The organism is Pelomonas lactea, from assembly GCF_043555885.1.
Classification (GTDB): domain Bacteria; phylum Pseudomonadota; class Gammaproteobacteria; order Burkholderiales; family Burkholderiaceae_C; genus Pelomonas; species Pelomonas lactea.
In genome coordinates, this window is record NZ_JBIGHX010000009.1 from 300,211 (window position 1) to 311,086 (window position 10,876).

Consider the following 10,876-nt stretch of genomic DNA (forward strand, 5'->3'; position numbering starts at 1 on the left):
GGCATCGAGAACCCCCGGGGGTGCCCCGGGGTGCTTGCCGGTGAAGGCAGGCGAAGACCTCAGGCGACGGCCGCGCGGCGATGGTAGCCTCGCCGGCATGGACATCTACAAGCCTCTGGTCGCGCTGCTGGCCATCGTGAACCCCGTGGGCGTGGTGCCCTTCTTCATCCACTTCACGGCGGGCCTGACGCGCGTGCAGCGGCGCAAGACCATCCTCGTCAGCGCCAGCACGGCGGGCATCGTCATCGCGCTCAGTGCGCTGTTCGGGCTGAAGATCATCGAGTTCTTCGGCATCTCGCTGGCCAGCTTCCAGGTGGGCGGCGGCTGCCTGCTGCTGATCAGCTCGCTGCAGATGCTGAACGCGCAGCCGGCCGAGGCGCGCAAGGAGGACGTCTCCGAGGGCAACAGCAAGGCCGATGCCGGCGCCAGCATCGCCGTCGTGCCGCTGGCCATCCCGCTGCTGACGGGACCGGCCACGATCTCGACGATGGTCATCTACGCCGACAAGACCCGTGTCTGGTGGGAGCTGGCCGTCCTGTGCGGCTACGGCGTCGTCGTGGCGCTGGTGACCTTCGTGACGTTCTCGGCCAGCAGCAAGATCGCCAAGGTGCTGGGCCAGACCGGCATCAACATCATGACGCGGCTGATGGGCCTGATCCTCGCCGCGCTGGCCGTCGAACTGCTGGCGGACGGGCTCATCAAGCTGTTCCCGGTGCTGGCTGCGCGCACGGTGGGCTGACGCCATGCGCCTGCTCGACCTGCCGCCCATCTGGATGGCACCCATGGCCGGCGAGGCGGCCAGCGCGGCGCTCGTGGCGGCGGTCAGCGCGGGCGGCGGGGTCGGCCAGCTGGGCGCGGCCTACCTGGCGCCGGCGCGCATCGGCGAGATCGCCGCCGACATCCGCGCCCGCACCGACCGGCCCTTCGGCATCAACCTGTTCTGCCCCCAGCCCTGGCTGCGCGACGACGACGCACTGGATGACTATCTCGCCCGGCTCGCGCCCTGGCACGGTGAGCTGGGCCTGCCCGCGCCGGTGCGGCCGGAACGCTTCGAGGAAGACTTCGAGGCGCAGCTGGCAGCCACGGTGGCGGCACGGCCCGCCGTCATCAGCTTCGCCATGGGCGACCCCGGCGTGGCGCGCGTGGCGGCGCTGAAGGCGCAGGGCTTCAGCGTGCTGGGCACGGCCACGCAGGTGGCCGAGGGGCTGCTGCTGCAGGCCAGCGGCGTGGATGCCGTCATCGCCCAGGGCTTCGAGGCCGGCGGCCATCGGGGAGGCTTCCTGGGCTCGCCAGAGGGCGCGCTGATCGGCACGATGGCCCTCGTGCCGCAGCTGGTGGATGCGCTGGACATTCCCGTCATCGCCGCCGGCGGCATTGCCGATGCGCGCGGCGTGGCGGCCGCGCAGGCGCTGGGCGCCAGCGCCGTGACGGTGGGCACGGCCTTCCTGCTGGTGGACGAGTGCCCGCTGTCGCCGGCCTACCGTGCCGCGTTGCTGGCCGCGCGCGACGCCGACTCGACGCTGACCCGCGCGTTCTCCGGCCGCGCCGCGCGCGGCGTGGCCAACCGCGTCACGCGCGAGCTGGACGGCGTGGCCCTGCCCGCCTTCCCGCAGCCCAACGCCGCCAGCCGGCCGCTGCGCCAGGCCGCGGCCAAGGTCGGCAACGCCGACTTCATCAGCCTGTGGGCGGGCCAGGCGCTGCCGGTCAACCGCACGCCCGGCACCGCGGCCGATCTGGTGGCGGCGCTCGCCCGGGGCTGGCGGACGTGATCCTGCTGCTGGAGGACGACCCCGCGATCGCGGACACGGTGCAGTTCGCGCTGCGCCGCGAGGGCTTCACGGTGGAGCACCGCGGCTGGCTGGCCGAGGCGCGCGAGCGGCTGCGCCAGGCGCCGGCGCCCGAGCTGCTCATCCTGGACATCGGCCTGCCCGACGGCCACGGGCTGGACCTGTGCCGCGAGCTGCGCGCCGGGCCGCTGAAGCACCTGCCGGTCATCGTGCTGAGCGCCCGCAGCGACGAGATGGACCGCGTGCTGGGGCTGGAGCTGGGCGCCGACGACTACCTCGCCAAGCCCTTCAGCCCGCGTGAGCTGGTGGCCCGCGTGCGCGCGCTGCTGCGCCGCGCCCAGGCGGTGCCGGCGGCCAGCCCAGGCTTCACCGTCGACGGCTCGCGCGTGTGGCTGGACGGCACACTGCTGAACCTCACCAAGCTGGAGCTGGGCCTGCTGCTGAAGCTGCTGGCCGCGCCGCAGCGCATCCACTCGCGCGACACGCTGCTGGACGCCGTCTGGGGCAGCAGCGCCGACAGCGGTGACCGCACGGTGGACACGCACATCAAGACGCTGCGCGCCAAGCTGCGCGAGGCGGCGCCGGCGCGCGACCCGATCAAGACGCACCGCGGCATGGGCTACTCGCTGGAACCCTGATGCGGCTCGGGCTCAGGGTCTTCTTCGGCTTCTTCCTCATCGCCGGCCTCAGCGCCGTGCTGCTGCTGAAGGTGTTCCTCGCCGAGGTAAAGCCCAGCGTGCGCGAGGTCATGGAAGACCTGATGGTGGACACCGCCCACCTGCTGGCCGAGGTGGCCGCCGACGAGCTGGCCAACGGCCCGCCGCGCGCCGACGGGCCGCTGGCCACGCAGCTGCAGCGCTACACGCGCCGCGAGGTGGACGCGTTGATCTGGGGGCTGCGCAAGCAGACGCTGGACCTGCGCGTCTACGTGACGAACGCCAGCGGCCGCGTCGTGCTGGACTCCGGCACACCGTCGGCCGTGGGCCAGGACTACTCGCAGTGGAACGACGTGGTGCTGACGCTGCGCGGCGACTACGGCGCCCGCGCCAGCCCCTACGGCCGCGGCGACAGCACCGTGCTGGTGGTGGCCGCGCCGGTGCTGAAGGACGGGCGCACGCTGGGCGTCGTCAGCGTGGCCAAGTCGGTGGCCAGCGTGCAGCGCTTCATCGACCGCGCCGAGCGCCGCGTGTTCTGGGCCGGGGCGGCGCTGCTGGCGGCCAGCCTCATCGTCGGCGTGGCCGTCACGCTGTGGCTGGTGGCCACCGTGCGGCGGCTGCGCCGCTACGCGCAGCAGGTGCAGGCCGGGCAAAACCTTGCCCCGCCCGACGTGCCCGGCGAGCTGGGCGACCTGGCCCACGCGATGGACGACATGCGCCGCCGGCTGGAGGGCCGCGAGCAGCTGGAGCACGACGTGCGCGCGCTGACGCACGAGCTGAAGAGCCCGCTGGCCGCGCTGCGCGCCAGCGGCGAGCTGCTGCAGGACGAGCTGCCCGCCGCCGACCGCCAGCGCTTCGCGGCCCAGGTGCTGGACCAGACCGCCCGGCTGCAGACGCTGGTGGAACGCGTGCTGGCGCTGTCGCAGCTGGAGGCACAGCTGGGGCTGGGCGAGCGCCGGCGCATCGCGCTGCCGGGCTGGGTCGACGAGCAGCTGGAGCGGCAGGCGCCCCGCCTGGCCCAGCAAGGCCTGCGCCTGGCGTGGGCGGCGCGGGACGACGCGACGGTGGACGTGGACGCCGCGCTGCTGGAGCTGGCCTTCGGCAACCTGCTGGTGAACGCCATCGACTTCGCGCCGGCCGGCTCGACGCTGGAACTGGCCGTCAGCGCGGCGCCCACCGAGGTGCGCATCACGCTGCGCGACCACGGCCCCGGCGTGCCCGCTGCGGGCTTCGCGCAGCTGGGCAAGCGCTTCTTCTCGACGGCCCGGCCGGGCAGCCTCGTCAAGGGCTCGGGCCTGGGGCTGGCGATTGCGCGGCGCGTGGCGGAGCTGCATGGCGGGAGGCTGGCGTTCGAGGCGGCGGCGCCGGGGCTGCGGGTGACGATCATCCTGCCGCGCTGACTTCACGCCGGCTTCACGCAGCACGTGAAGGCCTCACCGCCGCTGGCGATGCTGGGCGGCATGAACCAAGCCCTCTTCATCAAGCTGGCCATCCTGGCCGCCGTGTCCCTGCTGCTGTGTGTCGTGCTCGCCCAGATCGGCGGCCTTGTCGGCGAGCGCCGAATGCGCCAGCACGAGGCCGAGCAGAGCGTCGAGCAATCCCAGGCCGGGCCGCAGACGCTGCTGGGCCCGCTGCTGACCCGCAGCTGCAAGGAGACCTGGGCGCCGTACAAGGACGGCGTGCAGAGCCGCAGCTTCGCGGTGGTGCTGCCGCCGTCGCACCTGCAGGTCGGCGGGCGCGTCAGCCCCGACCCGCGCTACCGCGGCCTGTTCAAGATCAACAGCTACGCCAGCAAGCTGACGCTGCTGGCGCGCTGGGATGACTTCGACGCGCTGAACCCGCCCGCGGAGAACGCCGGCGGCCGGGTCGACTGCGGCGACGTCGTCGCGATGTTCTCGGCCAGCGACGCGCGCGGCCTGCGCGACGTCGAGCTCAAGCGCGACGGCCGCGTGCTGCCCGTGAAGCCCGGCACCACGCACGGCGTGTACCCGTCGGGGCTGCACACCGTGCTGCCGATGCCGCGCAGCGGCGAGACGCTGGAGCTGAACCTGAGCGTGGACCTCGTCGGCACGCGCAGCCTGGCCATCATTCCTGCCGCCGCCAGCACGGCCGTCAGCCTGCAGTCCAGCTGGCCGCACCCGAGCTTCGCCGGGCGCTTTCTGCCGGCCGAACGCGACGTCACCGAAGCCGGCTTCTCGGCCCGCTGGCAGGTGTCCGAGCTGGCCAGCAGCGCGGCCGCCGATGTCGCCGCCGGCAAGAAGGAACTGGACACGCTGGCCGTTGAACTCATGGACCCCGTGAACCCCTACGTCATGAGCGACCGCGCCATCAAGTACGGCCTGATGTTCATCGCGCTGACCTTCGTCACCGTGGGCCTCACCGAGTTGCTGACGGGCCGGCGCGTGCACCCGGTGCAATACCTGCTCGTCGGCCTGGCGCTGAGCCTGTTCTTCCTGCTGCTGCTGAGCCTGTCGGAGCACCTGCCCTTCCTGACGGCCTACGTCATCGCGGCGGCCGCGGCGGCGGTCGTGCTGACGCAGTACGCCGCCGCCATGCTGGGCGGCTGGTGGCGAGGCCTCGCGTTCGGCGGCGGCATCGCGCTGCTGTACGGCGCGCTGTACGTGCTGCTGAGCCGTGAGCAGACGGCGCTGGTCATCGGTGCGGTGCTGCTGTTCACCGTGCTGGCCGTGGTGATGACGCTGACGCGCCGGCTGGACTGGTACCGGCTGGGCAACGAAAGGCTGGGCCAAGCCGGGTGATTTACGCTCGGCCCATGTCCAAAGAAGGCTTCGACTACATCATCGTGGGCGCCGGCACCGCCGGCTGCCTGCTGGCCAACCGGCTCAGCGCCGACCCGGGCAAGCGCGTGCTGCTCATCGAGGCCGGCGGCAAGGACGACTACCACTGGGTGCACATACCCGTCGGCTACCTGCACTGCATCGGCAACCCGCGCACCGACTGGTGCTTCCAGACCGAGGCCGAGCCGGGCCTGAACGGTCGCCGGCTGCGCTACCCGCGCGGCAAGGTGCTGGGCGGCAGCTCCAGCATCAACGGCATGATCTACATGCGCGGCCAGAGCCGCGACTACGACAACTGGGCCCAGGCCACCGGCGACGACACCTGGCGCTGGGAGCGCGTGCTGCGCGCCTTCCGCCGCCACGAGCACCACTGGCGGCTGGACGACCCCAAGACCGCGCCCGCCGGCTTTGCCGAGATGCACGGCCACAAGGGCGAATGGCGCGTGGAGCAGCAGAGGCTGCGCTGGCCCATCCTGGACGCCTTTGCCGCCGCCTGCAGCCAAGCCGGCATCCCGGCCACCAGCGATTTCAATGCCGGCACCAACGAGGGCGTGGGCTATTTCGAGGTCAACCAGAAGAAGGGCCTGCGCTGGAACACGGCCAAGGCCTTCCTGCGGCCCACCTGCTTCGGCCGCCCGAACTTCGAGATGTGGACCGGCGCGCAGGTACGCAAGCTGCGCCTGATGCACGACGACGCCGGCCCCCGCTGCGCCGGCGTGGAGGTGCTGACGCCGCACGGTGTGGAGCAGCCGTGGCTGAACGCCGGGGGCGAGGTCATCCTGTGCGCCGGCTCAGTAGGCTCACCGCAGATCCTGCAGCTGTCGGGCCTGGGGCCGGCGCCGCTGCTGCAGGGGCTGGGCATCAAGGTGACGCAGGAGCTGCCGGGCGTGGGCGCCAACCTGCAGGACCATCTGCAGATCCGCGCCGTCTACAAGGTGCGCGGCGCCCGCACGCTGAACACGCGGGCCGCGTCGCTGGTAGGCAAGGCGCTGATCGGCCTGGAGTACGCGCTGCGCCGCAGCGGGCCCATGAGCATGGCGCCCTCGCAGCTGGGCGCGTTCACGCGCAGCAGCCCCGACCGCCTGTGGCCCGACCTGGAGTACCACGTGCAGCCGCTGTCGCTGGACGCCTTCGGCGAGCCGCTGCACGGCTTCGACGCGTTCACGGCCAGCGTCTGCAACCTCAACCCCACCAGCCGCGGCACGGTGCACATCACGTCGCCCGACGCGGCCGTGGCGCCGGCCATCCAGCCGCGCTACCTGTCCACTGACGAGGACCGCCGCGTGGCCGCCGAGAGCCTGAAGCTGACGCGTCGCATCGTCGCCCAGCCGGCGCTGGCGGCCTTTCAGCCCGAGGAATACAAGCCCGGCCCGCAGTTCCAGACCGACGAGGAGCTGGCCCGGCTGGCCGGCGACATCGGCACCACGATCTTCCACCCGGTGGGCACCTGCCGCATGGGCCGCAAGGACGACCCCGGCGCCGTCGTCGACTCGCGCCTGCGCGTGCGCGGCGTGACCGGGCTGCGCGTGGCGGATGCCAGCGTGATGCCGACGATCACGAGTGGCAACACGGCGTCGCCGACGTTGATGATTGCGGAGAAGTTGGCAGGGTGGTTGGCGGGATGATGCGGTCGATTGTCATCAAGCGCCGTGGGCCGCCCTGTCAAATCCACCACTTGTAGCGCGCCCTCCGCCGCTGGTGGATCTCATGGTCGTCGCTCAAACTCTTCTGCTTTCCGCCACCAAAGACGGCGACCCAGAGGGACAACGCACAAAGCACAAGCCCCACGAGCAAGGCAACGGATTCGTTCTCCAGCCCCCCGCGAATGCCGACGTAACCGAAGAATATTGCTGCGCAAACAAGAGCGATCCGTCGGAACCAAAGCCAGCCCGTCGCCAGCAGTTTCTCCAGCCTGCCGGGTGGAACATCTGAATCAAGGTGGTCCTCGAAGAAGACTTCCCAGATGCCCGACAGCATGAACGGCCAGAGAAAGAGTGTCAGCAAAAACGACCGGTGGCCGGCCACAAGCGTCCATATGCTCAGCGCCGTCAGCAGCGCGGCAAGTACGACGACCACGGCTCTCTCCAGCTTTTCCCAGCGTTCCATGCACAACTCGTTCAGAACCAAGTGGCCGCCCAAACAGCCATGAATGTCCGCCTGCAACAGGACGGATCTTCACGATTTTGCGTGCATCGACAATCGAACCATGCAGTCCGCTTCCCCCCGCGTGCTCGCCGTCATCCCCCCGATGACGCAGCTGAACACGCCCTACCCGTCCACCGCCTACCTGACCGGCTTCCTGCGCTCGCGGCAGATTGATGCGCACCAGGTGGACCTGGCGCTGGCGCTGGTGCTGGAGTTGTTCTCGCCCGCCGGGCTCGCGCAGATCCGCGACGCTGTCCAGGCGCTGCCTGACGACCGCCGCACGCCGCAGACCGCGTGGTTCGACGCCGAGTTCGACACCCTCGCCGCGGTCACGCCGCGCGTGCTGCGCTTTCTGCAAGGGCAGGACCCCACGCTGGCCCACCGCATCAACACGCGCAGCTTCCTGCCCGAGGGCGCGCGCTTCGCGTCGCTGGACCACTACATCGGCGAGGAAGGCGAAGACCCGCTGGCCTGGGCCTTCGGCGCTTTGGGCCTGCAGGACCGCGCCCGCCACCTGGCCACGCTGTTCCTGAACGACCTGGCCGACGTGCTGCGTGACGCGGTGGACCCGCGCTTCGAGTTCGTGCGCTATGCCGAGAAGCTGGCCGCGGCGCAGGCCCACTTCGACCCGCTGGCCGATGCGCTGGCGGAGCCGCCCCACCTCATCGACCGCACGCTGCAGCGGCTCACGCTGGATGCGCTGGCGCAGCACAAGCCCGACGTGGTGCTGCTGTCCGTGCCCTTCCCCGGTTCGGTCTACGCGGCGCTGCGCATCGCGCAGGCCATCAAGGCGGCGCGGCCCGACGTGGTGTGCGTGCTGGGCGGCGGCTACGTGAACACCGAGCTGCGCGAACTGGCCGAGCCGCGGCTGTTCGACTTCGTCGACTACGTGACGCTGGACGCCGGCGAACGGCCGTTGCTGGCGCTGCTGGAGCACGTGGCCGGCAAGCGCTCGAAGACGCGCCTGGTGCGGACGTTCTGGCGCGACGGCGCAGAGGTCAGGTACACGAACTTCGTCGAACCCGACGTGCCGTTCGACGACGTCGGCACGCCGACCTGGGACGGCCTGCCGCTGGACCGCTACCTGTCGCTGCTGGACATGCTCAACCCGATGAACCGGCTGTGGAGCGACGGGCGCTGGAACAAGCTGACCGTGGCGCATGGCTGCTACTGGAAGAAGTGCAGCTTCTGCGACGTGAGCCTGGACTACATCTCGCGCTACGAGGCGGCCTCCGCCGAGGTGCTGGTGGACCGCATCGAGGCCATCGTCAGGGAGACGGGGCAGACGGGCTTCCACTTCGTCGACGAGGCCGCGCCGCCCAAGGCGCTGAAGGCACTGGCCGAGGAGCTGATCCGCCGCGGCGTGGCCATCTCGTGGTGGGGCAACATTCGCTTCGAGAAGACCTTCACGCCCGAGCTGTGCCAGCTGCTGGCCGACAGCGGCTGCATCGCGATCTCGGGCGGGCTGGAGGTGGCGAGCGACCGGCTGCTGAAGCTGATGAAGAAGGGCGTCAGCGTGGAACAGGTGGCGCGCGTGACCAAGGCGTTTGCCGACGCCGGCGTGCTCGTCCACGCCTACCTGATGTATGGCTTTCCGATGCAGACGACGCAGGACACCGTGGACGCGCTGGAGTACGTGCGCCAGCTGTTCGAGCACGGCTGCATCCACAGCGGCTTCTTCCACCGCTTTGCGTGCACCGTGCATTCACCCGTGGGCATGAACCCGGCCGAGTACGGCGTCACGCTGCAGCCGCTGCCGGCGGATGGCCGCTTCGCGAAGAACGACATCGCCTTCATCGACCCCACGCCGACGGACCACGACGGCCTGGGCCAGGGGCTGAAGAAAGGCCTCTACAACTTCATGCACGGCATCGGCATCGACAGCGACATCCGCAGCTGGTTCCCCGTGCGCGTGCCCAAGACCACCGTGCCGCGCCGCTTCGTCGAGCGCGCACTCTCGACGCTCAGCTGATGTTCACCTCCACCTTCACCTTTGCTCCCGGCGCCTACGACGACGAGTTCCACGCGCTCGATGCGCGCATCGCCGACATGGCCCGCGCCATCCCCGGCTACCTGGGCGAGGAGACCTGGGAGAACACCACGACCGGGCTGGTCTCCAACGTCTACTACTGGGACTCGATGGCAGCGCTGCAGCAGCTGATGGGCGACGCCGGCCACCGCGAGGCCAAGCAGGCGCAGGCCCGGTGGCTGAAGGGCTACCAGGTCGTCATCGCCGAGGTGGTGCGCAGCTATGGCGACGGCGGCATCCCTCATCCGCTGAAGGACCGGGCCGCCCGCTGACTTTTGTGCAGTGCACAATCGCTCAATCCAACAGGAGGTGAGCGATGCGGCGGGTCGTGTTCAACCAGAAGGGTGGCGTGGGCAAGTCCACGATCACGAGCAACCTGGCGGCGATTGCCGCGGCGGCGGGCCGGCGCGTGCTGGTCATCGACCTGGACTGCCAGGGCAACACCACGCGCTACCTGCTGGGCGACGCGGCCGACGACGACCTTGCCGGTTCAGCCGACTTCTTCGGCCAGACGCTGAAGTTCAGCGTGCGCGACAGCGACGGCAGCGAGTTCATCAGCGAGACGCCGTGGGACGGCCTGCACGTGATGGCCGCCAGCCCCGAGCTGGACGAGCTGCACGGCAAGCTGGAGAGCCGCTACAAGATCTACAAGCTGCGCGACGCGCTGCTGAAGCTGGAGAAGCAGTACGACGAGATCTGGATCGACACGCCGCCGGCGCTGAACTTCTACACGCGCTCGGCGCTGATCGCGGCGCAGGGCTGCCTGATCCCGTTCGACTGCGACGACTTCTCACGCCGCGCGCTGTACGGACTGCTGGAAGCGGTGCAGGAGATCCAGGCCGACCACGCGCCCGAGCTGCACGTGGAGGGCATCGTCGTGAACCAGTTCCAGGCCCGCGCCTCGCTGCCGCAGCGCGTCGTGCAGGAGCTGCTGGACGAGGGGCTGCCGGTGCTGCAGCCCTACCTGTCGGCCAGCGTGAAGGTCAAGGAGTCGCACGAGCTGAGCCGGCCCATGATCCACCTCGACCCGCGCCACAAGCTCACGCAGGAGCTGGTGGCGCTGTACGAGTCACTCCCCGGATGAAATGGCTGTGACCCCTCGCCCATCCTCGCTTCGCTGGACGCGAGCGAGTCTGGTCGGTCTTGCAGACCGCGCTGCGGACTGTGCCGCAGCTCTTCGGCAGGCACATGCCGCCCACTGGGCGCCATGTGTCCGGCCTCAGCCCCCGAGGGGACGGCGATGCTCACGGCTTCGAGCCGTGAGCACATCACCGGATCGGGCCGGCTTGGGAGCGGCCCGGCGCTCGGCCCGAGAACAGCGTCAACCGTCTAGGTGTGAAGCGTCAAGAGGTTGTTTCTTGACGAGCTGAGTCTTGAGATGGGCGGCACGCCACCAATGCCGCTGTGCGGACGGTGGCAGTTGTAGTGGTGTTGCCAACTCGCCAGCGCGTGAGTTCGCTG

General features: G+C 70.4%; 11 protein-coding genes. 9 read left to right on the forward strand and 2 right to left on the reverse strand.

Annotation, left to right across the window (positions count from 1 at the left end; genetic code table 11):
- Window positions 1–97 precede the first annotated feature (97 nt).
- The 6 genes from ACG04Q_RS22440 to ACG04Q_RS22465 are packed head-to-tail and all read left to right on the forward strand — an operon-like array spanning window position 98 to window position 6,866.
- Window positions 98–739, forward strand: coding sequence for a MarC family protein (locus ACG04Q_RS22440; RefSeq protein WP_394513718.1), 642 nt, complete (start codon window positions 98–100; stop codon window positions 737–739).
- A 4-nt stretch (window positions 740–743) separates the two neighbouring features.
- Window positions 744–1,769: an NAD(P)H-dependent flavin oxidoreductase gene (locus ACG04Q_RS22445; protein WP_394513720.1), complete on the forward strand. Its 1,026-nt coding sequence runs from the start codon at window positions 744–746 to the stop codon at window positions 1,767–1,769.
- Window positions 1,757–2,425, forward strand: coding sequence for a two-component system response regulator CreB (gene creB / locus ACG04Q_RS22450; protein ID WP_394513737.1), 669 nt, complete (start codon window positions 1,757–1,759; stop codon window positions 2,423–2,425). Before ACG04Q_RS22445 ends, creB begins: the two co-directional genes overlap by 13 nt.
- Entirely contained in the window at window positions 2,425–3,843 is a 1,419-nt protein-coding gene (gene creC / locus ACG04Q_RS22455) for a two-component system sensor histidine kinase CreC (protein WP_394513721.1), read from the forward strand. The genes creB and creC overlap by 1 nt, the downstream gene beginning before the upstream one ends.
- Window positions 3,844–3,903: 60 nt before the next feature.
- Window positions 3,904–5,202, forward strand: a complete 1,299-nt coding sequence (gene creD, locus ACG04Q_RS22460; RefSeq protein WP_394513722.1) for a cell envelope integrity protein CreD — start codon at window positions 3,904–3,906, stop codon at window positions 5,200–5,202.
- A 14-nt stretch (window positions 5,203–5,216) separates the two neighbouring features.
- Entirely contained in the window at window positions 5,217–6,866 is a 1,650-nt protein-coding gene (locus ACG04Q_RS22465; protein ID WP_394513723.1) for a GMC family oxidoreductase, read from the forward strand.
- A gap of 37 nt (window positions 6,867–6,903) precedes the next feature.
- Here the strand turns inward: ACG04Q_RS22465 and ACG04Q_RS22470 are convergent, their stop codons facing one another.
- The gene (locus ACG04Q_RS22470; RefSeq protein ID WP_394513724.1) at window positions 6,904–7,347 is read right to left on the reverse strand and encodes a hypothetical protein; all 444 of its coding nucleotides are present in this window, start codon (window positions 7,345–7,347) and stop codon (window positions 6,904–6,906) included.
- Window positions 7,348–7,447: 100 nt separating this feature from the next.
- Between ACG04Q_RS22470 and ACG04Q_RS22475 the strand changes: the two genes are divergently transcribed.
- Genes ACG04Q_RS22475 through ACG04Q_RS22485 form a run of 3 tightly spaced genes read left to right on the forward strand, consistent with a single transcriptional unit; the run spans window position 7,448 to window position 10,499 of the window.
- Window positions 7,448–9,358, forward strand: coding sequence for a B12-binding domain-containing radical SAM protein (locus ACG04Q_RS22475; protein ID WP_394513726.1), 1,911 nt, complete (start codon window positions 7,448–7,450; stop codon window positions 9,356–9,358).
- Complete coding sequence (locus ACG04Q_RS22480; RefSeq protein ID WP_394513727.1) at window positions 9,358–9,687, forward strand: antibiotic biosynthesis monooxygenase family protein; 330 nt, start codon at window positions 9,358–9,360, stop codon at window positions 9,685–9,687. The genes ACG04Q_RS22475 and ACG04Q_RS22480 overlap by 1 nt, the downstream gene beginning before the upstream one ends.
- Before the next feature lie 44 nt (window positions 9,688–9,731).
- A complete protein-coding gene (locus tag ACG04Q_RS22485; protein ID WP_394513728.1) occupies window positions 9,732–10,499 on the forward strand; it encodes a ParA family protein in 768 nt (255 codons plus the stop codon).
- Between the two features lie 245 nt (window positions 10,500–10,744).
- Here the strand turns inward: ACG04Q_RS22485 and ACG04Q_RS22490 are convergent.
- Window positions 10,745–10,876, reverse strand: a 132-nt coding sequence (locus tag ACG04Q_RS22490) for an integrase core domain-containing protein (protein ID WP_394513738.1), incomplete at its 5' end; no start/stop codon positions are given.